The organism is Hyphomonas sp., assembly GCF_041398385.1.
Classification (GTDB): Bacteria; Pseudomonadota; Alphaproteobacteria; order Caulobacterales; family Hyphomonadaceae; genus Hyphomonas.
Map to the genome: position 1 here is coordinate 304515 of NZ_JAWKUW010000001.1, position 25416 is coordinate 329930.

Sequence of the window (25416 nt, forward strand, 5' to 3'; positions counted from 1 at the left end):
GCATGGCACAACCGGCAACTTCCATGAAACCCATCGACCGGCTCGTCCGCGCCGAAGACGTGGTCCTCGTCGGCCACCCCTTTGCCCCGATCGGCATGGGAGAGCATGTGCGCTCTTCCTTCCGCGCCTTCCGTGCGGCCGGCAAGTCCGTCGGCATCAAGGATGTCTACAATCTCGAAGCCCGTGACGACGCCAGCTATGAGGCCGAATTCGCCGCGCATCTGCGTCCGACGCTCAGCCGCGACGTGAACATTTTTCACATGAACGGCGACGAGATCGAACAGGCCGTTGCGCATATGAACGACCCGGCATTCGGGCCGGCCTATAACATCGTCTATCCGGCATGGGAATTGTCACGCTATCCGGACGAATGGGCGCGTCAGCTGGAGCGCTTTGACGAAGTCTGGGCGCCTTCCGCCTTCATCGGTGATGCGATTTCCAAATCGGTCGACCGACCGGTCATCCACATGCCCCTGGCCGTGGAAGTGCATGTCGACAGCTTCCAGGGGCGCCGCCATTTCCAAATTCCGGATCACGCGTTCTGCTTCCTGTTCTTCTTCGACTATTCTTCCTACATGGAGCGGAAAAATCCGTTCGCCATGATCGACGCATTCCTGGAACTGGTCAGGCGTCATCCGAATGCGCCCTTGCATTGCATCCTGAAATTCAAGGGTGCCGCGAACGGGCATCCGGACCAGGAGCGGCTGCAGAAACTTATCCAGCCGCACAGTGACAGGATCCAGACGATCTCGCACAAACTGTCCGACAACGAGATCAAGAACCTGATCCGCTGTTGCGACTGTTTCGTGTCCCTGCACCGCAGTGAAGGATTTGGCCGGGGCATGGCCGAAGCCATGACGCTGGCACGGCCGGTCATTGCGACCGGGTATTCCGGCAATATGGACTTCATGACGCCGGACACGTCATGGATCGTCGACTGCGACCTGGTCGACGTCGCGAAGGACACCTATCCGCACTGGAAGAACCAGGTGTGGGCCCAACCGTCGCTCGACCATGCCGTGGAGCTGATGGAAGACGTCTGGCTGAATCGCGATGCCGTGCGCCTTAAAGCGAATGCGGCCCGCAAGCATATGCGCGTCAACTTCAGCGCCCGTGCGATCGGGCTGCGCTACCTCGCGCGTCTCGAAGAAGTTTCCGAGCCTGCCCGCATCAGGGCATGATCCCTTCCGAGATCCGGCAGATCCGCCCGCCTTCCATGTCTGCATAGAGCTGCAGCGGCGCCTCGCCGCCGGCCGCCCATGCGGTCCAGCCGGAGAAGTTGCTCGTCACACCGATGCCCGCGCCTGCCACATCTTCGCGCAAGTCGCCCGGCAGGCCGACGCCTATGATCCGCCCGCTGGCGCCGGTCAGCAAAATCCGGCGCGGCAATTGCCCGCTGGCGCTGTCCCACGCCCAACCCGAGGCCCGGAAGGCTGCTCCGGCTCCCTCGAATCGGCTCTCGGCGGTGTCAAAGTTGCCAATGCATTCGCCGGATACGATCTGGCCGATCTGCTCTGGTCTTTCACCCAGAAGGCGAGTCGATTCCGTTGCAAACGGCCCACTGCCACGGCGCAGTAGGTAGGGGCTAAGGGCCAGCGCCTTTGAAGAGTCCCCGGTCACCGGGTCCAGCGTATCCCTGTCATTCGCGCCAACGACATATGCAATCGCCGCCTTCTCCTTCAGCTGCGGCACGGGACGGTAATCGTACGTCAGGTTGCCGAAGCTCACGATGTTGTAGCCCGCTGCCAGAATGGGGGCCATAAGGAGTATCAGGAACCTCACGATCCCGGGAATCCGTCCACGGACGATCCAGCGGCTGGTCACAGATGCCGCAACGGCGAACAGGCATGCCCACAGCACCAATCCCGGCAAGGCAAAGGCGGCATCCGTGGCCACGCCGGCGCCCTGCCCGGCATGGAACAGCGCCGTTATCATGCAGGCCAGCAGGGCATGGACCGCGATCAGCGCGACCGGCACCTCGCCGTCGGTCAGGTGCCGCCGCCCCATAAGGAGGGCGCTCAGAAGGACAAGCGCCAGCAGGCTCGTCACGATCCCTGCCGGCACCACGGCCACCGTGCCCGACAATACTGCAGGGCTTCCGGCGCAGGACAGGAATACGATCGCAAAATCCGGCAGCGCCTGCGCCGTGGACCAGACAGCACCCGGTACCGGGCCGCTAGAAAAGCCGATGAAGTACGCAGCATACACTGCACTGCCGAGCAAGAACACAAATGCCATCGGTCCCGGCGCAGGCGTCCTGAAAAAGCGCACGATCTGAAACAGGAGCAACGGCCAGACGATCAGCCCCGTGATCTGGCTTGCGCTCGCCGCCAGCGCGCACAGACAGGCCAGGAGCAGGTAAGGCACGATGGCGGGCGTGCCCTGCCGGCGCACGGCCATGTCCCCGAAACTCAGGCAAAGCACGGCAAACGCCATCGACAGGGTACTCTGGGTCAGGAATGGCCATAGGAACAGGGACAAGTGCCGTCCGCTGAGCAGAAAAGCGCAGATTGTGGCGGCAACGATCAGGGACCAGCCAACCGGCATGGAAATGCGCCTGACCAGACGGACCAGCGCCACCAGCAACACCACGAAGGCGAGGATGTTCACAAGGATCGGCAGGCCATTCGTTCCGCCCAGAAACGAGTGGTCGAACCAGTATATCGCGCGCAGGAGCACCAGCCGGCTCTCGTCATACTGTGACGTCAGCATCTGGCCGTACGACATCTCGCCCTGCGAGACCGAAGATAGCTGCCCGATGATATCCCACTCGTTCAGCCACGGCATGGGATGATAGGTGGCCATCACCCACCAGGCGATGTTCCATATGCCATACACCGACGCTGCAACGGTCATCAGGATGGCCAGGTTTGCAGTCGACCCGGTGAACGCGACGGCAGAGTTGTTTGGTTCCCCGACCATATCGGAAGGCTGTGATTCCCGCTGCCAATCAGTACTCATACGCCAATCTCCACCGGTAATATCAGCCAGACGGCGGGCCGATTTTTCCACGATTGATCAAGTACGGCAACGATTCAAGGAAAACACTTAGATCTCCGCCGGGAAATAGAAAGCCCGGCAACCCGGCGGCCCGGGCTGCGGCCATGTCGGTGTCCATGTCTCCGATCAGGAAACTGCGGCCGGAGTCCACCGGCCATTCGGCCAACGCTCTCAGGATCATGCCCGGATTGGGCTTGCGATCGGGATGGTCAGCCTGCCGGTAGGCCTCCACTGTCGCCGCCTCATGAAAGGGGCAGTGATAGAAGGCATCGATGTGCGCGCCGGTTGCCGCCAGTGCGTCCGCCATTGCGGCATGGAATCCGTGCACCGCAGCTTCTTCGAAATGACCCTTGGCGACGCCAGCCTGGTTCGTGACGACGATGACATAATAGCCGGTCTCGTTCAGGCAGCGGACCGCTTCCGGCGCGCCGGGCACAAACCGCAGGTCTTCTGGCCGGTGCGTATAGCCGGCATCAACATTCAGGACGCCATCCCGGTCGAGAAAGGCGCACGGTCGCTTGCGGCGTGCGGGAATTTCCTCCTTCGCCTGATCGTAGGTATCCGGCAGACCGATATCGAGAAAATACCCGTCGAACTTTCGCCCGCGAAGCTGTCCGGCACTGACCAGCTTCGGGAAGATATCCTGCTCGATCGAGCACGGTCCCTCGATCAGGTCCAGAATGGAACGGTTGACGAGATACACGCCGCCATTGATGAGTGCGGGGCCTTTGAGGTCCCGATCCTTCTCCCGGAATCCAACCACCACTTCGCCATCGACCTCGACTGCGCCGAACCGCGCGGGATCAGGCACAGTCCGCAAGGCAAGCCGCGCGACAAAGTCATCTGCAGGGTCCTGCACCAGGGCACGCAGGTTGAATTCGAACAGCGAGTCGCCGTTCAGCAACAGGAACCAGGGGTCGAGCAGGTCGGCGGCCATGCGCACGGCGCCGCCTGTCCCCTGCGGCTCCGGCTCGCGGATGACCCGCACCTGCGCGCCCCGGATCGAACGCCCCTGATAGGCGTCTTCAACCTGGTCGCCGAGATGCCCGGCCACCAGCAGGACGTCCATGAACCCATGACGCGCAACCTCCTCGATGGCGACATCGAGAAACCTCAACCCCGGCGCAACTTCCAGCAGGGGCTTGGGAGTCGCGCGTGTCAGGTCGCCAAGACGGGTGCCCTTGCCTCCGACCAGAAACACCGCCTGCCGGACTGTCATGCCGGCGCTCCGGTATCAGGCTGGGCCGACCAGCGCATCGCCTCAGCAAAGGCGAGCAGCAGGTGGTACAATGTCGACGCGGGCACACTTCCCGTCACGGGCTGCCCCGCTGCATCGAAATACTCCGTCCACGTGCCCGGAACGGCTGACGCGGCTAGATGGGTCCGCATGAGGTAGCCGATGCTCTGCGCGACCTGTTCGCCTGCAGGCCTTCCCGTCACCTCATTCAGCGCGATCCATCCCTTGATGCGCTCGGTGCTAGGCCATGTCCGCGTGCCCTTGTCGCGCGGCGTGCCGTCCGGCCCCACGCTCGCATAGACCCTGTGCGAGACCGGATCGAATCCGTGCTGCTCGGCAAATACGACCAGCGCTTCGATCAGGTCCGAATTGTCCGTGGACGTCATGGCCTGGTGCCGGGCCAGAATCCACGCCCATTCGAACTGGTGTCCCGGTTCGACCGTCTGCCCGGCGTCGCCCGGCGCCACGCTCCAGTCGTCTCCAAAGAACTCGGGCAGGATCCCGGACGGCATCCGGACGATCCGTGTCCGGAACAGGTCCACCAGTTCGCTCGCGAGCGCGTGGAACCTGTCCTCGCCGCTGGCCTCGGCCAGCACGATGGCCGCCTCGGTGAGATGCATGTGCGGGTTCTGCTGACGCGGCAGCGGCGCAGGCACCTCGTGCAGGAATCCGCCCAGCGGATGCCGGAACCGCGCCTCCACCAGGTCGAGCGTCTGGTGCGCCATCTTCAGGGCTTCCGCCTCCCCGCTCAGCCGGTAGCGCCAGCCGAGGGCGAAGAGCGCGAAGGCATAGTCGTAAAGGTCCGGCACGGCATCGAGCACGCGGTCGCCGGCCGGATCGACGCACCGCGGCCATCCGGCATCCGGCCCCTGCCAGACCCGGTCACGGAAGAATGCCCAGACATGGTCAGCCGCACCTGCACCCGGTGCCCAGCCAAGCTCTGCGGCATGGCTGAAGGCGTAGAGCTGGCGCGCCACAACGCGTGTACGCTTGAAAGGGGAGTGGGCGTTTTCGCCGGCGGGCGTCAGCGCCTCGACCGGGCCGCCCAAAACCCTGTCAAGCCCGCGCTCATGCCAGAATGGCAGGGCGACATCGAAAGCCCAGCGACGCGCCCGGCTGACGGCCTCACCGGGAACAGTTTCAGCGGTCCTGCCCATCGCGCCGGCCATGGTGTCAGAGCCGCGAATCGTCTGTGAACGGCGCGCGGGAGGAATTGGAAGATTTCATCGACGCCTGGTCGTGCCGGTACTGGTTCAGGTACAGCCGGTCCTGAGCGGAGGGTTGCGTATTCCCCGGGAGGCGGCCGCCGGCGGCAATTTCCGCTGCCGTCCGTTTGCGGATCACGAACTCGATGGCGCACTCGCCGATGGGCGTCATTGTCTGATCATAGCGCGGCAGGTCATGACGGAAGGTGGACGTCAGCACTTCCAGCTTCTCTACATCCGCCGCCGGCCCGAGCCCGCCCAGCAGGGTCAGCAGGCTGATGGATTTTTCGCTCCACGATTTTTCCTTGAACACGGTGAAGGTCCACTTATGGTCGCGGTTGAATGTGGATGGAAACTCCCCCTGCTCGTACATGTCCTCGTCGGGAATTGTGACGATCACGTAGCCGCCCGGTTTGACCACCCGCAGCCAGTTGGCAAGCCCCTGCGCCGGGTCGTGAAGGTGCTCCAGACAGTGACTTGAATGCACGAAATCGAAAGTGTCGTCCGCGACGCCTTCCATGAACTGCGCATCGCCATCTTCGAGGTCCCAGATCCGCACAGACTTCATCAGCGGAAAAAAGTTCGTGTACAGAGACAGTGGATCGGGCCTGCCGCCAATATCAACGCCTTCGCCGACGAAGTAGCGCCGCACGAAATTGGAATTGGCCAGACGGCGGACGATGGACTTGCTGCACTCTCTCATGGACCGGGTATTCCTGTTCTGTCGGGCCTGGCCAGTTCCGCCAAGCCAGCGGCGGCATGTCGCGCCGGATCGTTGAATTCTATCTGAGGCGCCAAGCCTCTACTCCCTGAAATGTCAGCTGGCTGGTGGTTGCCAGGCCGCCAAATATCCTCAGACAGCGCATCAGCTCCTCGCGCCGCGCCGGATCGCACAGGAACATCATGAAGCCGCCGCCGCCCGCGCCGGAAACTTTCCCGCCCTTGGCGCCAGCTTTGCGTGCCGCCGAATAGACCTTGTCGATGTCCCCCGTCGAAATGCCACCCGCCGTGCGCTTTTTCTCTTCCCAGCTTTGATTCAGCACATCGGCGAACCGGTCAAACTGGCCCAGCAGGAGCGCTTCCTTCATCTCCGTCGCGCCTGCTTTCAGGGCATGCAGGGCATCAATCGAGACTTTGTTGTGCTTCCGCATATTGTCGGACTGCTGTTCGATAATATGCGCCGACTCGCGCGAGACGCCGGTAAAATACAGCACCAGGGACGATTCCAGCTCGTGCTGGACCGGGCTTTCCAGCCGCAACGGGTTCATCAGCGTCCGTTCCCCGCCATAGAACTCCATGAAGTTCACCCCGCCGAACGCGGCGGCATACTGGTCCTGGCGTCCGCCCGCCAGGCCGAGGTCGATCCGTTCGATCTCATAGGCCAAGCGCGCAATCTCATACCGGCTGAGCGGCACGTTCAAGAGGTAGCGCATCGCTTCCGTGAGCGCCACCACCAGCCCCGACGAGGACCCTAGCCCGGCGCCAGGCGGACTGTCCGCATACGTTACAATTGTCAGCGAAATGGGCTCGCCGCCATTGTAGTCGCGCACGAACCGGTTGTAGACGCCCGCCAGCAATTTGTGCGGCCCATCCGTGTTCAGCTGCGGGACCGCAGGTCCCTGCCAGACAGTTTCGCTTTCTGCGAGGACCAGCCGGACCTGATCGTCCGTCCTTCGGGAGATTGTCACATTTGCGAACATATTTATGGTGGCGTTCAGGACGTACCCGCCAAACTCGTCGCAATAAGGCGAAACGTCTGTTCCGCCACCGCCGAATCCAAGTCTCAGAGGCGCTCGTGCCCGTACAAGGGAATGACGCATGGCCAACCGGTTTCCTTCAGATCGCACAAGAATTTCAAATCGCACAAGAATTCAGGACCAACCGGGGGCCGGCCGCGATCCGCCTTCAACGGCGTTTTGCTATCTTGATGTGAGAGCTGAATCAACCCGACAAGCGGTACGTTTCTGCAGAGGCACCGGCGGCGGCTTGCCCACGCCGGAAGACCGGGGCCGGCGGGCCCATTCGCCGCAGCATTTTCCCTCGCCATTCCCGAAGATTGAAGTATTCTGGCGGCACGCAACTAGAGTGCTCAAACATGACCAACGCGACCAGCCTGTCCCGCCCGCTCTGGATCGATGCCCCCGATGCCATGGACCGGGTGGATGCGGCATCCGTTTCTGACGAGGTCAAGTCCACAACAAGGGACCTGATCACAAACGGTTTTTCAGTTATTCCCGGCGCGCAGGATCCGGCCATGTGCCAGCAGGTGATCGAAGATTACCATCGCTACTGTGCTGAAAACCGCGCCTATGTGGACGAGAACCTGGACACGCTCGGGCGTGAGAAGCGCCTGGTGAATTTCCACCTCTACTCTGAAGCCGCGATGCGAATCGGCAATTCCCAGCGCATCATGGACATCCTGGATTTCGTGTTCGGCTCCGAAGCCGGGGTGTACACGTCGCTGACGTTCAAATATGGAACCCAGCAGCCGGTTCACCGCGACACGCCGCACTTCGCCACGTGGCCGGATGGCTACTTCGCCGGCGTATGGACCGCGCTGGAAGACATCTCCCCGGAGGCCGGGCCACTGTTCTATTATGAAGGCGCTCACCGCTTCCCCGTCGATGTCGCCCGGATCTGGCGGGATGTACAACAGAACCGCCCGGACCTTTCGGAGCAGCAGGCATTCGACCTCGCGCTTGATCTGTACAATGGCCGGATCATCGATGAGTCGCCCCGTAACGGGGAATTGCGCAAAGCCTCCATGCGCCGTGGCGACGTGGCCATCTGGCACCCGCAGCTGCCGCATGGCGGATCGCCCGCATCCGATCCGATGCGCAGCCGCTGGTCGATCGTCTGCCATTGCGCCCCGGTTAACAAGCAGGTCCACCAGCATGCTTCTTTCTTCCGAAACGCTGGCCGCGAAGAGCCCCCTGCGCGCTATGGATTCACGGAATTCAACGGCCGCAAGGTTGCCGCCGCCGGCGGCGTCGCGTTCATGTAGACCGAGCGCCGCGCCGGTGCCAGGCATGCCATGATTGACCGCGTTGAAGTATTCGTTGCCGGTGTCCAGAAGGCCGGGACAACGGCCCTGTTTTCGTACTTGTCCGAACACCAGCTGCTCGTGCCGGGCATTGCCAAGGAACTGCACTTTTTCGACAACGAGCTGCACGACTGGCAGTCCGGCGACTATTCATCCTATCACGCCCATTTCGTGCAGCGGCCCGGCCAGGACAAGACCTGCATGGCGTTCGACGTCACGCCGATCTACGCGTTCTGGCCAAACGCCCTCGCCCGCATCCACCGCTACAATCCGGATGCCAGGATCATCCTGATCCACCGCGATCCGATCGAGCGCGCCTGGTCACACTGGCGCATGGAACGCCAGCGGGGCGGGGAGACACTTTCTTTCTCCGAAGCGATCCGTGAAGGCCGCCGGCGGCTCGATCAAGCCGCCCCGCTCGATGATCCTCATCGGGTCTTCACCTATGTCGAGCGCGGCTACTATGCCCGCCAGCTCGATCATGTCCTGTCAGCATTTCCGCAGTCGCAGGTCCTGCTCCTCACGTCCGGCATGCTGGACCGCCAGCCGCAGGAGGTCCTGCAGCGTATCACGGCCTTCCTGGGCATCTCGCCGTTCGGCCCGGTGGCGCCCCGCCGCGAACATGTCGGTGCGACGGGCTGGCCGGCGCCGACCGGCGATGACATTGCCTACCTGCGCGGCCTGTTCCTGGAAGACACGCGCCGGTTTGCCCGGATGACAAATCTCCCTCTGGAAGATTGGCCCACGCTCAACGAGGCGGTATCCCTGACGGCATGAGCGTCCGGCCCAATATCCTCTTCATTGTTGCCGACGACCTGAATGCCTGGATCGGCCCGCTCGGGCGCCATCCCCAGGTTCAGACGCCGAACATCGACCGGCTCGCCGCCCGAAGCGTCGTTTTCGAACGCGCCTATTGCCCGGCCCCCTACTGCAATGCCAGCCGCATGTCGGTGTTCACCGGCCTGCGTCCGTCGACCAGTGGCATCTACCAGAACGAACCCTTCTTCGGACAGGCGGGGCGCGCGCCCACCTATTTCGAGCAGCTGAGATCTGCCGGCTACCACCTGTTCGGGGCGGGCAAGGTGTTTCACGGCTATTTCGACTACCGGCAAGCCGGTGCCGGCCGCACCGATGCTCCGTGGATCGACATGCACGCCCATGACAGCCTGTGGGACCGCTTCGTCCACAATACGCCGGAGCCGATGCCGCCGGGCCGCCCGCTCAACCGCATGTTCGACTTCGACCGGTTCGACACGGTCGATCCATGGAACCACCATTTCGACTGGGGCGTCCTGCCGGATGGGCGCGAGGCAGACATGCCGGACCGCCTCTCCGTGAATGCGGCGCTGGACTTCCTCGCCGCCCCGCCCGCGGGCCAGCCCTTCTTCTGCGCCGTCGGCCTCTACAAGCCGCACCTGCCCTGGTACGCGCCGAAGCGTTTCTTCGACCTCTATCCTCTGGACAGCGTGGTGCTGCCGGTCGTCAACGAGCATGACCTCGACGACGTGCCGCCGATGGCTCGCATGTGGGCGCGCACGCCGGACGACCATGCCGCCGTGCTGGCTGCCGGCCAGTGGCGCGAGGCGGTTCAGGGCTATCTGGCAGCGATCTCCTATTGCGATGCCGAAATCGGGCGCCTGCTTGACGGGCTCGATGCGTCGCCGGCCGGGCGCGACACGATCATCGCGCTCTGGGGCGACAATGGCTTCCACCTCGGGGAAAAGCTGCACTGGCGCAAATTCGTCCTGTGGGAAGAGGCGACGCGCGTGCCGCTGATCCTGTCCCGCCCGGCCGGCGATGCCCCCGGCCGGGTCGAAGCGCCTGTCAGCCTTCTGGATCTCTTTCCGACACTTTGCGACCTTGCCGGCGCGCCGGGCATTCCCGGGGCCGACGGCATTTCCCTCCGTCCCCTGATGGATGGCGAAGCAACCGCCCCCCGGCCGGTGCTGACAACATGGCAGGAAGGCAACCATTCACTGCGTCACGGTTCCTGGCGTTACACCCGCTACGCGGACGCCACCGAAGAACTCTACGATCAGGCCGCCGACCCGCTGGAATGGACCAACCTCGCCGCCAGCCCCGCCCACGCGGCAGACCTGCAGGCCCTGCGTACGCTTCTCACGGGACTGGTCTGACCGGTCAGGCCGGCTTTTCGCAGACGACCGCGAACGGCCACATGTGACCGTCAGGATACGGATTATTGTTGCTGACATAGCCATCCAGGAGGGAATGGCTCACAGCGAAAGAAGCCTTGAACCCGATCTCCCGCAATTCATCCATCAGGACAAAGCCGAACTGGTAGAAAACCGGCACGCCGCCTTCGCGCAACGGGTCGCCATGATAGGCTGGCCCCCGCGTGAACACGAGCTCTCCGGCTTCATCCAGATAGGCGCGCTGGATGTGGTCCTGCATGGAATAGATCGGGCACGCGAACACGCATTTTCCGCCGGGCTTCAGCACGCGATACACTTCGCGCATGGCCTTCCACGGGTCCGGAACATGCTCAAGAACGTCGGAATGGGCCAAAAGGTCGATGCTGTTGTCGCCAAAGCTCAGGGCCTGCATGTCTTCATGCTGCACGGACATGCCGCCAAATGGGAATTGGGCTCCGGGCTTCAGGCCCGGGCCGCCATATTCCACGCCCTGAACTTCGGGAAAGCGTGCCTGAAGCTTGGCAAAGAACGGCGTTACCCGTTCGTGGATGATGAATGCACGGGTATCATCCTGCGGGCCGCCAAACATCGTGATGGCCTCAAACAGGAGGCGTTCGCGCGACGTCATCGCGCACGATTCGCACAGGAATTCGTTTCTCAGATCCACCCAGGACGACTCTTCCTGACGCACCGACGACGGGTAGATCGCATTGCAATAGGCGCAAAAGATCGGAATCTGCGGCGTGATCCTGAGGCGCGCTTCGAGCTCTGCCCGGTAGGGATTTAGCTGGGACAGGAATGTCAGCAGCGAACGTGAATCGGAATAAAGGCGCACATCGTCTCCTATGCTGCCGCCATCGGGTCGGCCGGCGGCAACCTAAGCGACCAATCTCCGGACTCGCAAGCTCTGTCCGCCCAAATGCTCGCGAACATGTGCGTTTTGTAACTGGCTTGCCCGGCCCGCCTTGACGAAGCGCGCAAAGGCCCACCTATGTGGCCAACGGCGTGAACGGCAGGCAAGGGCAGGCATGGACAAGTCACCTCAATTCGACGGCCTGCGCGGCGTAGCCTGCCTCCTGGTTCTCATCCCGCACTCACGCTATTTCGGTTTCTACATTCACGAATACATCTCGCTCGGCCGGTTCGCACAGTTCGGGCTGTTCCTTTTCTTCTTCCTCAGCGCCTACCTGATTTCCAAGTCGATCTACAGCGACCACGCATCCGGCACGGCGCACAAATGGGGCGGCTATGTCGTGCGCCGCGTGTTGCGCATCGTGCCGCTCTACTACACGGTCCTCGTCCTCGATTTCCTGTTCACGCACTTCTATTTCGGCGATGCAGGCCCGCACGATCCCGCCTCGCTGTTGCGCCATGTCTTGTTCCTGGAAGGACGCAGCGCCCTCTGGACGATGCCGGTGGAGATGAGCTTCTACTTCCTCCTCATTCCGCTCATGTTCGGCATGGGACTAATCCTGCGGATGCCGGGGCGTCGGAAGAAGCTGGGCCTTGTTGCGGCCGGTGCTGCCAGCCTCGCCTGGCTCACCTATGTCTGGCTGTTTGACCAGACCTCCCCCATCGCGACCTGGGGCGTCCATGAATACGCGCCCTATTTCGTCTTCGGATCGGTCTGGGCAGCTATCCAGATCGGGTTCGCGGAGGATCTCGACCGGATTCCCCGCATGGCGTGGAATCTCATCGGCCTTGCTGCCGCCGCTGCCTTCCTGATCCAGAACCCGCTCTGGTGGCAGACGCTGTTTCCCGGAAATGCGTGGACCTACAATCCGGACGATATGGAAAGCCTCACCTTCGATGTGTTCCTCGCCTGGCGGAAGTACGCGATGGTGCTGGTCGTGCTGGTCATGTTCCTGACGCTGGAGCGCCCGGCCAGCTGGCTCAAATCGCTGCTTTCCACGCCCCTGCTCGTCAGCGCCGGCAAATACAGTTTCGGCATCTACCTGATCCACATGCCAATCATTTTCCTTATCCGGGACCATGTGACGACCATCCCGCAGGTCGGCTTCTTCTGGATCGTGCTGATTGCCAGCGCTCTCGCGGTCCTGCTCCATAACCTGGTCGAGCGTCCAGGCATGCGGGCCGGCAAGTACATTATCAGCCGGCTGTTCAGTGCGCCGGCTCCGCTCACGACACAACAGAGCGGTCCGTGACCCGCCGCCAGTCAGCGCCGTCCGAAAAGGCGGGGACGGGGCCGCCCGTCTCGTCGCTGACAAATATCATCGCGCCCGCCCCGGCGGCGGCGGCATCCGGCAGGCCCACCACCGTGTAGCCGCCGCACCGGACCGGTCCGTCGACATGCAGGGTACAGGTCGGCGCCGGGGTGGCAATGCCGACCCGGCCGTCCGACAGAATGCGCATCCGTTCCTGCCGCGCGGCAACCGTCGTCCCAGCCGCAGTGGTCGTGAAGGTGAGGAAAGCGCCATGATTGGCGGTCGTCCAGTCACCATCCGCACGCATGTCGATCTGCGCGGCCAGCGGAACGATCAGGCCGCTGCCATCATGCCCGGACCCGAGAATTGCAAACAGGCGGTCATTGTCTTGCGTCGCGACCGGAGCGTCCGGCGTGCCCCGCGCGCCGAAGCCCTGGAACGCCGCATTCGGCAAGGCCCCGATGGACCGGAACTCCGCCCGTTCCGCACCGCTCGCCCCGATGACCAGCAGGCCCGCACTGCCAGCTCCCAGGGTCTCAAAGGCACGTGTATCAATCGTGATCGGGGCGCTCGGTGCGCCTGTGCCGAAACCGGCAAATCCGCTCGCGCTCTCCACGACAAGCGCCTCGCGCCAGCTGGTCCCGTCGGTGCTCACCTTGACGTGCATGTCGTCGTCACCCGCAAGGCCAATCTCCGCCCTGCCGGAGAAACCCGTCTGGAACACGACAGACGCCGTATCGCCAGCCGTCGCCTTGTTGATCACCTTGCGTGCGTCGCCGCTGCCCGGCGTCACGTCGTCATGGGAGAGCAATTCGGCGTCCGCCTTCACCGTCAGGCGGTTGGTCGTGTCGGGCGCGGCATTGATGCCCAGCATCTCCGGCTGGGCAGCCGGCGCGGCTGGCGTCCATCCGCCGATGCCGAAGTAGAGGAAGGCATCCGTATCCCGGACGAGGCAGGTCCAGCCGGGCTGTGGGGTGATGAACAGCCAGGCCCCGTCCTGCCAGGCGGCCAGGTCGCCCACAGCCTGCCCCGCCCAGTCGCCTGCCGGCGTGCCGTCCGCGATGAGATAGCAATCGCCCTCTTCGGGGTCCGCCGGCGGCGACACCAGGGCAGCTGACAATGCAGAAGCCTGCACCGTGATGTCCAGCCGCCGCAGCGCCTCGTTCATGGTCACATGTTTCTGCGCCTGGTTCGGCAGCAGGTAAGGCAGGCCAAGTCTCGGTGAAAAATCCATGCGTGTCTCCGGGTCTATGCAACGGGGAGTGTGCACCGGCGCCGGACATGCCGGATTGGTGGGCATGGATGTGCAGTATTTGCGGGCGCACCCCCGGGGACAGCGCGCTGGCTATCCTCAGAACGGCGTCTCGAAATCCGCGAACAGCGGCGCCACGGCGTCCTTGTCGGAGAGGACCGCCTCGGCTTCCGGAATGCCCCAGTCGATGGCCAGCGACGGATCGTTCCAGCGCACCGCCCCGTCGCATTCGCGGGAATAGGGATTGTCGACCTTGTAAGCGATCTCTGTATCGGGCTCGAGCGTGGCAAAGCCGTGCAGGAACCCGCGCGGCACCAGGATCTGCACGCCGTTCTCCGCGCTCAGTTCGGCCTTCACCCACTTCCCGTAGGTCGGCGAGCCACGCCGCACGTCGACGGCCACGTCGACGATAGCCCCGCGCAGTACGCGCACCAGCTTGGTCTGCGCAAAGGGCGGGCTCTGATAGTGCAGGCCGCGCACTGTCCCCTTCGTGCGGGACAGGGAATGATTGTCCTGCATGAAGTCGAAATCCAGCCCGGCGTCGCGGAACCGGTCCCGCTGCCAGGTTTCGCTGAAGAATCCCCGGGCGTCACCAAAGCGCTGTGGCGTGACCAGTTTGACATCGGGAATGGCAAGCGCCACGACGGTCAGCGACATGTGAAGGCCTCCTTCGGGTATCCGGTTCCGTGTGCCTGTTACACAGGGCTGCGGGGGCAGGCCAGATGCGATATCAGAAATACGGTGTAACCAGCCGTGACTTGCGGCCCGGCCAGCGGCCAGCGTAGGTGCACGCCACACAACCAGAATCGCATCGAGCAGCTTCCCATGTCCCTCCCCTTCATCGACCTTCAGGCCCAGCGCAAGCGCATCGAGTCGCAGGTCAACGCCGCCATCCTCAGCGTGGTCGAGAGCGGCCGCTATGTGCTCGGCCCGGAAGTCGTGGAGCTGGAAAAGCAGCTCGCCGCCTGGTGCGAGGCGAAGCATTCGGTCAGCTGCGCCAATGGCACGGACGCCCTCGCCCTCGCCCTCATGGCCTGGGAACTGAAGCCCGGCGACGCCGTCTTCTGCCCCTCCTTCACCTTCGTCGCGACAGCGCAGGTCGTGCCCTGGCTCGGCGCAACGCCGGTCTGGGTCGACATCCTGCCCGACACCTACAACATGGATGCGGCCAGCCTTGAGGCCGCCATCGCCCGTGTGAACGCCGAAGGCAGGCTCAAGCCGAAAGTCGTCATCGCGGTCGATCTCTTCGGCCAGCCGGCAGACTATCCCGCCATCAAGGCGATCTGCGAGCGCGAAGGCCTGAAGCTCATCGCCGACACGGCGCAGGGCTATGGCTGCACGCTGAATGGCAAGCACCCGTCCGACTGGGCCGACGTGGCCACGACCAGCTTCTTCCCGGCCAAGCCGCTGGGCTGCTATGGCGATGGCGGGGCCATCGTCACCAACGATTCCTGGCTCGCTGAGCGCATCGAGTCGCTGCGCGTCTATGGCAAGGTCACGCCCACCGACGCGGCCGAACGCAACTTCCACCATGACCCGAAATACCTTTCGCTCCGCGTCGGCATGAACTCCCGCCTCGACACGATCCAGGCCGCTGTCCTGCTCGAAAAGCTCAAGATCTTCGCCGACGAGATCGTCGCCCGCGAGCGGATCGCGCGGCGCTACAATGCCGGCCTGAAAGACCATGTCCGCCGCGTGCCGCATGTCATCGCGGGCGGCCAGAGCGTCTGGGCGCAATATGTCATCGAGCATGACAACCGCGACGGCCTGCAGGCCCACCTCTCGGCCCAGGGCATCCCGTCCATGGTCTATTACCCGGTGCCGATCCACATGCAGGACTTCGCCGCCGCTTACACGCCGCCTGCCGGCACCCTGCCGGTGACCGAGGACGCCAGCCGCCACGTCCTCGCCCTGCCCATGCACCCGTATCTTTCGGAAGCCGACCAGGACCGCGTCATCGACGCCGTCTGCGCCTTCAACGGCTGATCAGGGCCGCCTCATGCCTTTCGGGGCGGCACGACATCCGTGAACTGGTCGGACGTTTTCCAGCCCGGTTCCAGCGGATCCTGTCCGGCACTCGGCGTGTAGCGCGACAGTTCAGACGTGGCGGCGTCGTGAACATAGCGCGGGCAGTTGGGAAAGATGTGTTCCGGCACGATCCGGACCAGCGCCTGCGCGCCCGGCAGGTCTTGCATCAGGGGGTCATCGAACACCACCGTTGCGTGACCATTCACGCGAAGGCGCCGCGGTGACCCGGTCATGGCAATGAACAAGAGCCCCACCGCCGGATTGACCTCGATGTTGCCAAGACTCCGGAACATGCCGTTCCCGTCATAATCGGGAAACACGATCAGGTTCGAGGAGACGGCCCGCACAAATCCCGGCGCGCCGCCCTTGTACGAACAATCCGGGCGCCCTTCCGCGTCCGCTGTGGCCAGGAAAAAGAAGCTCGACTGCCCGATGAAGTCCCGGTCGCTGTCGGTCAGCGCGGTGCGATGCGTGACGCTTTCCAGCCGGTCCGCGAGCGCCGACGACGAAAACCGGGCCTGAACCGAGCGATGACCTTCGTGATAAAAACTCATCGCTGCGCTCCCCTGGAAAACCTCGTGGAAAATCTCGTTTCTGGATAACCCAGCCGGCCGGCGATGACGACCAACGAGTTCGTGATGCCCCCCGCCCTGGCCCCGTGACCTGAGAAGCGCGCCATGTATGGCCGGGCGGATGGGGATAACCGGGAATTCCGGCCCGGATTTTCCCACAAAGCGCGTGGCCGGAGCCTTGCCGGAGCCTCTGCGTAGGATTCTCCGGAGCCTTCGCCCGGCGTTTATCCCCGCCCCAAATCGCCTTTTTGTCCGCTTCGGCGGGGCAGCTTAACACCTTGTACGTTGCCATCTGGCATGGGTCGTGCTAGCGCGCCTACAAACACATAAAGGAATGTTGATATGGCTAAGGACTTCTACGTCAGGGACATCTCGCTTGCCGATTTCGGACGTAAGGAAATCGCGATCGCCGAGACGGAAATGCCTGGCCTGATGGCCGCCCGGGAAGAGTTCGGTCCGACGCAGCCCCTCAAGGGCGCGAAGATCGCGGGCTCCCTTCACATGACGATTCAGACCGCCGTGCTGATCCAGACGCTCGAAGCGCTCGGCGCGGACGTGCAATGGGTTTCCTGTAATATCTACAGCACGCAGGACCATGCCGCCGCAGCCATTGCCGACAACGGCACCCCCGTCTGGGCGTTCAAGGGCATGAACCTTGTCGAGTACTGGGACTTCACCGACCGCCTGTTCCACTGGCACGACGGCACCGCCCCGAACCTGATCCTCGACGATGGCGGCGATGCGACCCTCTACCTCGTCCTCGGCGAAAAGGCAGAGGCGGACCCGTCCATCCTCGCCAATCCGAAATCCGAAGAAGAAACAGCGCTCTACGCCCAGATCAAGAAGCGTATGGAAGCCTCTCCCGGCTGGTTTGCGAAAACCAAGGCCGGCATCAGGGGCGTCTCGGAAGAGACCACCACAGGCGTCAACCGCCTCTACCAGATGGAAAAGCGCGGCGAGCTGCCCTTCCCGGCGATCAACGTCAATGACAGCGTCACCAAGTCGAAATTCGACAACAAGTATGGCTGTAAAGAGAGCCTCGTGGACGCCATCCGCCGCGGCACGGACGTGATGATGGCCGGCAAGCGCGCCTTCGTCGCCGGCTATGGCGATGTCGGCAAGGGCTCGGCCGCTTCCCTCTCGGGATCTGGTGCCCGCGTTGCAGTTTCCGAAGTCGACCCGATCTGCGCCCTGCAGGCCGCGATGGACGGTTATGAAGTCCTGACCATGGACGAGGCCGCCCCGAAATTCGACATCTTCGTCACCGCCACGGGGAACCGCGACATCATCACGGTCGACCATATGCGCGCCATGAAAGACATGGCGATCGTCTGCAATATCGGCCACTTCGACAATGAAATTCAGGTCGAGGGCCTGCGCAATTTCGAATGGACCAATATCAAGCCACAGGTCGACATGATCACCTTCCCGGATGGTAAGCGGATCATCCTGCTGTCCGAAGGCCGTCTCGTGAACCTGGGCAACGCCACGGGCCACCCCTCCTTCGTGATGTCGGCCTCCTTCACCAACCAGACGCTCGCGCAGATCGAACTCTGGACCAAGGGCCACGAGTACGAAAACAAGGTCTACACCCTGCCCAAGCACCTCGACGAGAAGGTCGCAACGCTGCACCTCGCCAAGCTCGGCGTGCAGCTGACGGAACTCTCGCGCGAGCAGGCGGACTATATCGGCGTCAACACGATCGGCCCCTTCAAGCCTGAACATTACCGGTACTAGAGGCAGGCAAGACTCGTCGTGGCGCAAGGACACATCCTTACCCTTTCATGCCCGGACCGGGTCGGCATCGTTGCGACCCTCGCCCGGCTCATGGAGCGCCATGACTGCTTCATCGACTCGTCTCGGACGTTCGGGGACGAGTTGTCGGGGCAGTTCTTTGCCCGCCTCGTCTTCCACGGGCCCGATGGCGACCATGTGCCCGCGGCCCTTCTGGGAGATGTCGAGCAGGCCGCCGAAGACCTCCACGCCGAATGGGACATTTCGGCTGCCGCGCAGCGCGTGAAGACGCTTCTGCTCGTCTCCAAATCGGATCATTGCGCCAACACGCTGCTTTACGGCGCCCGGCGCAAGGAATTGCCGATCGATGTGGTTGGCATCGTGTCGAACCATGACACGCTGAAAGACCAGTTCGCGCATTTCGGCCTGCCCTGGTTCCATGTGCCCGTGACGGCCGGCACAAAAGACCAGGCCGAAGCGCGCCTGTTTGAAATCATTGAGGAAACCGGGGCGGAACTGATCGTGCTCGCCCGGTACATGCAGGTGCTCAGCAATGACGCCTGCCGCAGGCTGGAAGGGCGCTGCATCAACATCCACCATTCCTTCCTGCCGAGCTTCAAGGGCGCCCAGCCCTATCACCAGGCGCATGCCCGCGGCGTCAAGGTCATCGGGGCGACCGCCCACTATGTCACCGCCGACCTCGATGAAGGCCCGATCATCACGCAGGTGACCGAGGCCATCGACCACACATTTAAGCCCGCCGACATGATCGAAACGGGCCGTCATCTGGAGGGCACCGCCCTCCTGCGCGCGGTGAAGGCTCACGCCGAACACCGGATCTTCTCCCATTCCGGCAGGACCGTCGTCTTCGCCCGCTAAGTTTCCCAGGAGGAATTTCACATGAAACTCGCCAGCCACGAATTCACGTCAGAAAGCGTCTCGGAAGGCCATCCGGACAAGGTCGCAGACCAGATTTCCGATGCCATCGTCGACCTCTTCCTGTCGAAGGATCCGACCGCGAAAGTGGCGGTCGAAACCCTGACCACGACCAACCGCGTCGTGCTCGCCGGCGAAGTGCGCACCAATAACGGCGCCGTCGTGACCCCGGAAGAAATGAACCAGGCCGCCCGCGATGTGGTCAGGAAGATCGGCTACGAGCAGGATGGCTTCCACTGGGAACGCATGGTCGTTGAGAACCATGTCCACGGCCAGTCGGCCGAGATCGCCCAGGGCGTTGAGGAAGGCCAGGGCCTGTTCAAGGAAGAAGGCGCCGGCGACCAGGGCATCATGTTCGGCTACGCGACCAATGAGACGCCCGAGCTGATGCCGGCGACCCTGCTGTATTCACACCAGATCCTGGAAAAGCTGGCGGCCCTGCGCCATTCCGGCAAGTGCCCGCAGCTTGAGCCCGACGCCAAGAGCCAGGTGACGCTGCGCTATGAAGGCTCGAAGCCGGTGGGCGTGAACGCTGTGGTCGTCTCGCACCAGCACGGGCGCGATGTCAGCCAGGACGAACTGCGCGAGATCATCCGTCCAGTGGTCGCGGAAGTCCTGCCCGAGGGCTGGTTCCCACCGGAAAACCGGTTCTATGTGAACCCGACCGGCAGCTTCTATATCGGCGGGCCTGACGGCGACGCGGGCCTGACCGGCCGCAAGATCATCGTCGACACCTATGGCGGTGCCGCCCCGCATGGCGGCGGCGCCTTCTCCGGCAAGGATCCGTCGAAGGTCGACCGCTCGGCCGCCTATGCGACGCGCTATCTTGCCAAGAACATCGTCGCTGCCGGACTTGCCGAACGCTGCACGATCCAGGTCAGCTATGCCATCGGCGTCGCAGAACCGCTGTCGATCTATGTCGACACGCATGACACCGGCAACGCCGACGAATCCCGCATCGCCGCCGCCATCCGCGAGCTGTTCGACCTGAAACCGTCCACGATCCGCAGCAAGCTGGACCTCCGCCGCCCCATCTACGGCCCCAGCGCCGCCTACGGCCACTTCGGCCGCCCCCCCGGCGCGGACGGCACGTTCAGCTGGGAAAAGACCGATCTCGCCAGCGAACTTGCGCGACTGGTCAACTAGGACGGGAAGCCCCGGCCCTCTCCGGGCCGCAGCGACGCCAACACAATGCCCCTGTTTCGCGCCATGTCGCGAATGAATTTCGGCTGCGTTCCGTCAACTACATTTCTTCGTTTGCGCTTTTAACGGAACGCTGGATAAACTAACCTCGTGGAAGCGCCGGGGGCAGCCGGCCGGACAGCGGACACCTTTAAGAGGAATGATTATGCGTTTTGACCTGGACACCATGGATCATGGTGGCGGCACGTCCGCTTTGTTTGGCCGCTTCACGGCATTTGATGCAGACGCGGGTAACGGCCTCCTGTCCCTCAGAAGCAGCGCAATCACTCCGCTCAATTCGTTCGAATTCGTGACTCATTCGTCGGGCTGCTGCCCTTGCGGGGAGATTCACAATGTCGAGATCATGGCGTTCAAGCAGTCACTTGTTGACGCCGAGGGCACTTTCCTCCCCTCTGCCGCAATCCAGGGACCGATCTTCGCCGGCGACATCCCGGGCTCGACCGCCTCAACAGCGACGATTGCCATCGGAGGCACAGTCGTCGACACGATCGAGATCAGCGGCGACCAGGATTGGTTCAAGGTCTATCTGACAGCGGGCACACGATACCAGGTCACGCTGACGGGCACGGGCGACGATCCCCTTGACGACCCATACCTGGAAATCATGAACGCTGCGGGCGCGCAGGTCGCCTTCAATGACGATTCCGGCGGCAGCCTGAATTCCAGTCTCTTCTTCGTGCCGTCGCGTTCGGGCTACTTTTACATCAACGCCCATGGCTGGGTTGACGATGAAGGGGCAACATCAACGGGCCAATACACGCTGACACTTTCGGAATCGGCGATCACAGAAACCTATACATTCGATCAGATCGCGACCTACCTGACGAGCGGATACTGGTCGGAACGGTCCTGGAACGACATGTCGCTCACGTTCAATGTCCAGGGTCTGACCGCAGCGCAGGCCACACTGGCCCGTGCCGCCCTGGATCTTTGGGCATCCTATACGGCCCTGACCTTCACGGAAGTCACCTCAGGCGGCCAGATCGTCTTCACCAGCGACAATCCGAACCCGAGCGATGATACCGAACAGGATGCGCATGCATCCAACACCGTTTCCGGCGGGGTCATCACGCAGTCCACCGTCAATATCTCCGATAACTGGTTCGGCGGCGACACGTCGCTCGACAGCTACACCTTCCAGACCTACCTGCACGAGATTGGCCATGCGCTCGGCCTTGGCCATGCCGGGCCGTACAATTCTACCGCGGTCTATGGTCAGGATAATATCTATATCAACGACAACTGGTCCTATACGCTCATGTCGTATTTCGACCAGGCTGAAGCGGGCTTCGGCAGCTACCGGTTTGCGCTCGGTCCGCAGATTGCAGACATTCTGGCGATCCAGGATCTCTACGGCACCAATCCCGACGGCACCCATGCCGGAAACACAACGTATGGGTTCAATTCCACCGAATCCGACATCAATGACTGGTCGCAATTCGTCGTCGTTCAAAGCGAAGGCACGTATCTGCGTCCGCCCTCCTACGCCATCTACGATACAGGCGGCATCGACACGATCGACCTGTCGGGTTTCTCGAATGACCAGACCCTGAGCCTCATTCCGGAAACCTTCTCCAGCCTCGGCGACCGGGCGGACATCAGCGCTCCGACCTATGTCAACAACGTCTCCATCATGCGTGGCACGATCATCGAGAATGCCATTGGCGGATCCGGCAATGACACGATCACGGCAAACTCCGCGAACAACCAGCTGACAGGTGGGGCCGGAAATGACCGGTTCGTGTTCGCGCCGAACGGCGGCACGGACTCCATCATGGACTTCCAGGTCGGTTCGGATCTTGTGGACCTCACGGCCTTCGATTCAGCGGCGGCCTTGAATGCCTTCCAGCAAAGCACCCAGGTCGGCAACGACACCCAGATCACTGTGAACGGGCAGACCATCATCCTGGTCGGCATTACATCGAATGCGCTGTCGCAATCGAATTTTGTCTTTGCCAGTGCCGCGGTCACGGTCACCGCGTCGGACGATTCCCTGACAACCCCGGAAGCCAGTGACCTGAGCGGCAGCCTGCTTTCCGACAACGGAAATGGCGTCGACTCGTCATCCGACGGAAGCCCGCTGTCCATCACGTCGTTCAACGGCGTCGCCCTGAATGGCGGCTCGGTTGCGGTGCAGCTTGAAGGCGCCGCCCAGATCGTCGTGCACGCGGACGGAACCTTTGACCTCACGGTCGGCGACGCGTTCCTCTTCTACGGGTCTGCCGACACCGTCACCTTCTCCTTCAACTATGTCCTGAGCAACGGTTCGGTGACCGACACCGGGACGGTCAACATCAGCATCGATACGCAGGACCCGGTGCCGACATCGGGGAACGACACGCTCTATGCGAGCAATGGCAGCGATGTTCTGGATGCGCTCGCGGGCAACGACATCATTTTCGCAGGCAACGGAAACGACACCATTACCGGCGGCCAGGGCAGCGACACGATCCACGGCGGAGAGGGAACCGACACGGCCGTGTTCGGCTTCCTCCAGTCCCAGGCCACCCTCTTCACCTACAATGGCGTTCTGTATGTCGGCGACCCGTCGCATCAGTCTCTGGACCACCTCGACGGCGTCGAGATCCTCTCCTTCCAGGACGGCGCCATTGATGCCGGCTCGGTCGGAGCGCTGGATCCGCTCCAGTACACCGCGAGCTATCCCGACCTGATCGCCTCCTTCGGACTCGATGCGGAACAGGCCGCCACCCATTTGATCAATCAGGGATTCCTGGAGGGACGGGTGGTGGACAGTTTCGACGCGCTTGGATACCTCGCCGGCTATGCGGATCTTCTGGGCTCGTTCGGCGCAGACCTCGAATTGGCGACCCGCCACTATATCGAGGCCGGTTATGCCGAAGGCCGTGTCACGACCGCATTCGATGCATTGCGCTACATCGCATCATATAGCGACCTGATTGCCTCGTTTGGCCTCAACGACCAGGCGGCAATGGAACACTATGTCTATCAGGGCTTCTCCGAGGGCCGGGTCACGGACGGGTTCAGACCCCTCGAATACGTTGCCGGCTACACTGACCTGATCGCGGCCTTCGGGACGGATCAGGACCTAGCGACGCGCCACTATATTGAGGCGGGATACTTTGAGGGCCGCACAGACACCGCGTTCAATGCCCTCCAGTACATCGCGTCCTATGGCGACCTGATTGCCTCGTTCGGCCTGAACCGGGACCTCGCCGCCGAGCATTATGTCGTCCAGGGCATCAACGAAGGGCGCACCGCCAACGGGTTCAATGCCTTGCAATACCTCGCGGGGTACACGGACCTTCTGGCCGCCTTCGGAACCAATCTCGATCTGGCAACAAGCCACTATATCGAAGCGGGCTTCGCCGAAGGTCGCTCGACCTCGGCCTTCGACCCGATACAGTACATCGCATCCTATGGCGACCTGATCGTCTCGTTCGGCCTGAACGGACAATCGGCGCTCCAGCACTATGTCTACCAGGGATATGGCGAGGGCCGTGCCGCCGATGATTTCGATGCCCAGCAGTACCTGAACAATTATGCCGACCTTCAAGCCTCGTTCGGGTCGGATCTGAATGCGGCAACTCAGCATTTCATCACGAATGGCTATTTCGAAGGCCGGACCGATGCGCCCCTCCCGGGCGCCGAGAAACAGCCGGACGTCGTACCGTTCGCCCTCCCTGAAGATCTCCATGCCTCCGATATGTTTGCAGGCGACTTGCACGCGGATCAGTTCGACTTCAGCGACCTTTCACAGCCCGGCGTTCCGGATGGTCTCGTGTCGGAACGGGCGGAGATCTTCGTCAATTCGGCCATCGAGGCACCCGACATTTCGGAAATGCCCGATTTCCGGTTCGGGTTCTACGAGTTCGCAATGGAGGCCCGCGCCCTCATCGAGGATGCGCACCATGTGGACCTCATCCTGCAAGGATGGGATCACGTCTGAGGTCAGCTGAACTCGACGCGTTCCTGGGAAAAGTAGAATAGGGAGCGGGTCTCGTCATCGAGGGCGTCGGCCGGGGCATTCATCAGTCGTCGCATGGCGTTCTTGCGGTCTTTCAGCGCGTGATCGAAATCTCTTTCGATCAGCTTGTCCACGCCGGTGCGCGTCATCGCATCGCGCACTTCCATATAGAGGGTCAGCGACCCGCCCAGGAACATGGATTCGTAAGCAATCTTGCTGGCGATCTTGTCGTGAATGTCTGCATACTGAAACTGCCACTCCATGACGGATTTGCGCTTGCAGATGAAATCGATCTCGTGCCGGTACTGCGGATGACGTAGATACATGCTTTTCAGCGCCGTCATTTCCGCGTCGATCCGGTCCTTGATTTCGTCGGGAAGCGACTCGCCGAGGATGATGACGATGTCGATGTCCGAGCCTTTCACCATCTCGCCGGAGGCGGCGTGTTCGCGAGGCTCATTGTGGGCGAGGAAATAGGCGAGATCGCCCGCAATAAAGGCGCAAAGCTGGCTGCGGACCTCACGTCCGAGACTAATGAACAACTGCTTCATCACAGTCTGGGCCACCGAGATTTTCTCGCGGCTGATTTCCCGGTGCATGTTGGACAGCGTCCCTTGCCGTTCGATCATCTGCTCGCGTTGACCGGGCAGGCCGAAAAGCGTGAACGACATGAAATCCCGGAGAATCGACGGGCTGAGCCGGACCTGATCATCGCGCGTGATGTCGAAGCGGAGATAGTAGCTGGCAAAATGCGAAATGTGGAAGGCCCTGCTACGGTAACATGCCTGCCAGAGGGCCAGCACGGGAACATCGGGCAGTTCCTGCGCAAGCTCCATTCCGAGCTGCGGTCCCTTTTCGCTGATGATTTTTACGACCTGCGCTTCGATCGCATCAGTACCCTCGATGTCCACTCGCTCACCTGATCTTGCGGGCGCGCCGCAC

The 25416-nt window shown here is 62.5% G+C and carries 20 protein-coding genes; 10 read left to right on the plus strand and 10 right to left on the minus strand.

Annotated features, from left to right (window positions below; all coding sequences use genetic code 11):
- Positions 1-2: 2 nt before the first annotated feature.
- Positions 3-1181: a glycosyltransferase family 4 protein gene (locus tag R3C13_RS01485; protein ID WP_371309018.1), complete on the plus strand. Its 1179-nt coding sequence runs from the start codon at positions 3-5 to the stop codon at positions 1179-1181.
- On the opposite strand, the gene R3C13_RS01490 is transcribed toward R3C13_RS01485, so the two are convergent.
- The 5 genes from R3C13_RS01490 to R3C13_RS01510 form a co-directional block, all read right to left on the minus strand.
- On the minus strand, positions 1171-3012 hold the full coding sequence (locus R3C13_RS01490; RefSeq protein WP_371309019.1) for a hypothetical protein: 1842 nt from the start codon (positions 3010-3012) through the stop codon (positions 1171-1173). The two genes, R3C13_RS01485 and R3C13_RS01490, sit on opposite strands and share 11 nt — an antisense overlap.
- Positions 2984-4219: an HAD-IIIA family hydrolase gene (locus R3C13_RS01495; protein ID WP_371309020.1), complete on the minus strand. Its 1236-nt coding sequence runs from the start codon at positions 4217-4219 to the stop codon at positions 2984-2986. The genes R3C13_RS01490 and R3C13_RS01495 overlap by 29 nt, the downstream gene beginning before the upstream one ends.
- Positions 4216-5394: an AGE family epimerase/isomerase gene (locus R3C13_RS01500; protein ID WP_371309021.1), complete on the minus strand. Its 1179-nt coding sequence runs from the start codon at positions 5392-5394 to the stop codon at positions 4216-4218. The genes R3C13_RS01495 and R3C13_RS01500 overlap by 4 nt, the downstream gene beginning before the upstream one ends.
- A gap of 16 nt (positions 5395-5410) precedes the next feature.
- Entirely contained in the window at positions 5411-6145 is a 735-nt protein-coding gene (locus R3C13_RS01505; protein WP_371309022.1) for a methyltransferase domain-containing protein, read from the minus strand.
- A gap of 79 nt (positions 6146-6224) precedes the next feature.
- On the minus strand, positions 6225-7262 hold the full coding sequence (locus R3C13_RS01510) for a dehydrogenase (protein ID WP_371309023.1): 1038 nt from the start codon (positions 7260-7262) through the stop codon (positions 6225-6227).
- A 275-nt stretch (positions 7263-7537) separates the two neighbouring features.
- Between R3C13_RS01510 and R3C13_RS01515 the strand changes: the two genes are divergently transcribed.
- The 3 genes from R3C13_RS01515 to R3C13_RS01525 are packed head-to-tail and all read left to right on the plus strand — an operon-like array spanning position 7538 to position 10620.
- On the plus strand, positions 7538-8446 hold the full coding sequence (locus tag R3C13_RS01515; RefSeq protein ID WP_371309024.1) for a phytanoyl-CoA dioxygenase family protein: 909 nt from the start codon (positions 7538-7540) through the stop codon (positions 8444-8446).
- Between the two features lie 30 nt (positions 8447-8476).
- Complete coding sequence (locus tag R3C13_RS01520; RefSeq protein WP_371309025.1) at positions 8477-9262, plus strand: sulfotransferase; 786 nt, start codon at positions 8477-8479, stop codon at positions 9260-9262.
- Entirely contained in the window at positions 9259-10620 is a 1362-nt protein-coding gene (locus tag R3C13_RS01525) for a sulfatase (RefSeq protein WP_371309026.1), read from the plus strand. The genes R3C13_RS01520 and R3C13_RS01525 overlap by 4 nt, the downstream gene beginning before the upstream one ends.
- Positions 10621-10624: 4 nt before the next feature.
- Here R3C13_RS01525 and R3C13_RS01530 read toward each other — a convergent pair whose 3' ends face one another.
- Entirely contained in the window at positions 10625-11473 is an 849-nt protein-coding gene (locus R3C13_RS01530; RefSeq protein ID WP_371309027.1) for a class I SAM-dependent methyltransferase, read from the minus strand.
- Positions 11474-11666: 193 nt separating this feature from the next.
- Between R3C13_RS01530 and R3C13_RS01535 the strand changes: the two genes are divergently transcribed.
- The gene (locus R3C13_RS01535) at positions 11667-12803 is read left to right on the plus strand and encodes an acyltransferase family protein (protein WP_371309028.1); all 1137 of its coding nucleotides are present in this window, start codon (positions 11667-11669) and stop codon (positions 12801-12803) included.
- On the opposite strand, the gene R3C13_RS01540 is transcribed toward R3C13_RS01535, so the two are convergent.
- Together R3C13_RS01540 and rfbC are read right to left on the minus strand one after the other, a co-directional pair.
- Entirely contained in the window at positions 12778-14037 is a 1260-nt protein-coding gene (locus R3C13_RS01540; protein WP_371309029.1) for a DUF2793 domain-containing protein, read from the minus strand. The genes R3C13_RS01535 and R3C13_RS01540 overlap by 26 nt on opposite strands.
- A gap of 117 nt (positions 14038-14154) precedes the next feature.
- On the minus strand, positions 14155-14712 hold the full coding sequence (gene rfbC / locus R3C13_RS01545; RefSeq protein WP_371309030.1) for a dTDP-4-dehydrorhamnose 3,5-epimerase: 558 nt from the start codon (positions 14710-14712) through the stop codon (positions 14155-14157).
- Between the two features lie 168 nt (positions 14713-14880).
- On the opposite strand from rfbC, the gene R3C13_RS01550 reads away from it, so the two are divergent.
- Positions 14881-16041, plus strand: coding sequence for a DegT/DnrJ/EryC1/StrS family aminotransferase (locus R3C13_RS01550; RefSeq protein ID WP_371309031.1), 1161 nt, complete (start codon positions 14881-14883; stop codon positions 16039-16041).
- Positions 16042-16052: 11 nt separating this feature from the next.
- Here the strand turns inward: R3C13_RS01550 and R3C13_RS01555 are convergent, their stop codons facing one another.
- Positions 16053-16637, minus strand: a complete 585-nt coding sequence (locus R3C13_RS01555) for a pyridoxamine 5'-phosphate oxidase family protein (RefSeq protein ID WP_371309032.1) — start codon at positions 16635-16637, stop codon at positions 16053-16055.
- Between the two features lie 360 nt (positions 16638-16997).
- Here R3C13_RS01555 and ahcY point away from each other — a divergent pair, with 360 nt between their 5' ends.
- The 4 genes from ahcY (at position 16998) to R3C13_RS01575 (ending at position 24456) form a co-directional block, all read left to right on the plus strand.
- Complete coding sequence (gene ahcY, locus R3C13_RS01560; RefSeq protein ID WP_371309033.1) at positions 16998-18392, plus strand: adenosylhomocysteinase; 1395 nt, start codon at positions 16998-17000, stop codon at positions 18390-18392.
- 18 nt (positions 18393-18410) lie between these two features.
- A complete protein-coding gene (locus tag R3C13_RS01565) occupies positions 18411-19268 on the plus strand; it encodes a formyltetrahydrofolate deformylase (RefSeq protein ID WP_371309034.1) in 858 nt (285 codons plus the stop codon).
- A 21-nt stretch (positions 19269-19289) separates the two neighbouring features.
- Entirely contained in the window at positions 19290-20471 is a 1182-nt protein-coding gene (gene metK / locus R3C13_RS01570; protein ID WP_371309035.1) for a methionine adenosyltransferase, read from the plus strand.
- Between the two features lie 202 nt (positions 20472-20673).
- Complete coding sequence (locus R3C13_RS01575) at positions 20674-24456, plus strand: M10 family metallopeptidase (protein ID WP_371309036.1); 3783 nt, start codon at positions 20674-20676, stop codon at positions 24454-24456.
- Between the two features lie 2 nt (positions 24457-24458).
- Here R3C13_RS01575 and R3C13_RS01580 read toward each other — a convergent pair whose 3' ends face one another.
- Positions 24459-25385: a hypothetical protein gene (locus R3C13_RS01580; RefSeq protein WP_371309037.1), complete on the minus strand. Its 927-nt coding sequence runs from the start codon at positions 25383-25385 to the stop codon at positions 24459-24461.
- Positions 25386-25416: the final 31 nt, after the last annotated feature.

Bases quoted from the DNA above. Each gene is read 5' to 3' on its own strand.
- R3C13_RS01505 (WP_371309022.1), bottom strand. From the start codon at position 6,145: ATGAGAGAGTGCAGCAAGTCCATCGTCCGCCGTCTGGCCAATTCCAAT.
- R3C13_RS01495 (WP_371309020.1), bottom strand. From the start codon at position 4,219: ATGACAGTCCGGCAGGCGGTGTTTCTGGTCGGAGGCAAGGGCACCCGT.
- R3C13_RS01535 (WP_371309028.1), top strand. From the start codon at position 11,667: ATGGACAAGTCACCTCAATTCGACGGCCTGCGCGGCGTAGCCTGCCTC.
- R3C13_RS01525 (WP_371309026.1), top strand. From the start codon at position 9,259: ATGAGCGTCCGGCCCAATATCCTCTTCATTGTTGCCGACGACCTGAAT.
- rfbC (WP_371309030.1), bottom strand. From the start codon at position 14,712: ATGTCGCTGACCGTCGTGGCGCTTGCCATTCCCGATGTCAAACTGGTC.
- metK (WP_371309035.1), top strand. From the start codon at position 19,290: ATGAAACTCGCCAGCCACGAATTCACGTCAGAAAGCGTCTCGGAAGGC.
- R3C13_RS01500 (WP_371309021.1), bottom strand. From the start codon at position 5,394: ATGGGCAGGACCGCTGAAACTGTTCCCGGTGAGGCCGTCAGCCGGGCG.
- R3C13_RS01555 (WP_371309032.1), bottom strand. From the start codon at position 16,637: ATGAGTTTTTATCACGAAGGTCATCGCTCGGTTCAGGCCCGGTTTTCG.
- R3C13_RS01540 (WP_371309029.1), bottom strand. From the start codon at position 14,037: ATGGATTTTTCACCGAGACTTGGCCTGCCTTACCTGCTGCCGAACCAG.
- R3C13_RS01520 (WP_371309025.1), top strand. From the start codon at position 8,477: ATGATTGACCGCGTTGAAGTATTCGTTGCCGGTGTCCAGAAGGCCGGG.
- ahcY (WP_371309033.1), top strand. From the start codon at position 16,998: ATGGCTAAGGACTTCTACGTCAGGGACATCTCGCTTGCCGATTTCGGA.
- R3C13_RS01515 (WP_371309024.1), top strand. From the start codon at position 7,538: ATGACCAACGCGACCAGCCTGTCCCGCCCGCTCTGGATCGATGCCCCC.
- R3C13_RS01550 (WP_371309031.1), top strand. From the start codon at position 14,881: ATGTCCCTCCCCTTCATCGACCTTCAGGCCCAGCGCAAGCGCATCGAG.
- R3C13_RS01485 (WP_371309018.1), top strand. From the start codon at position 3: ATGGCACAACCGGCAACTTCCATGAAACCCATCGACCGGCTCGTCCGC.
- R3C13_RS01510 (WP_371309023.1), bottom strand. From the start codon at position 7,262: ATGCGTCATTCCCTTGTACGGGCACGAGCGCCTCTGAGACTTGGATTC.
- R3C13_RS01575 (WP_371309036.1), top strand. From the start codon at position 20,674: ATGCGTTTTGACCTGGACACCATGGATCATGGTGGCGGCACGTCCGCT.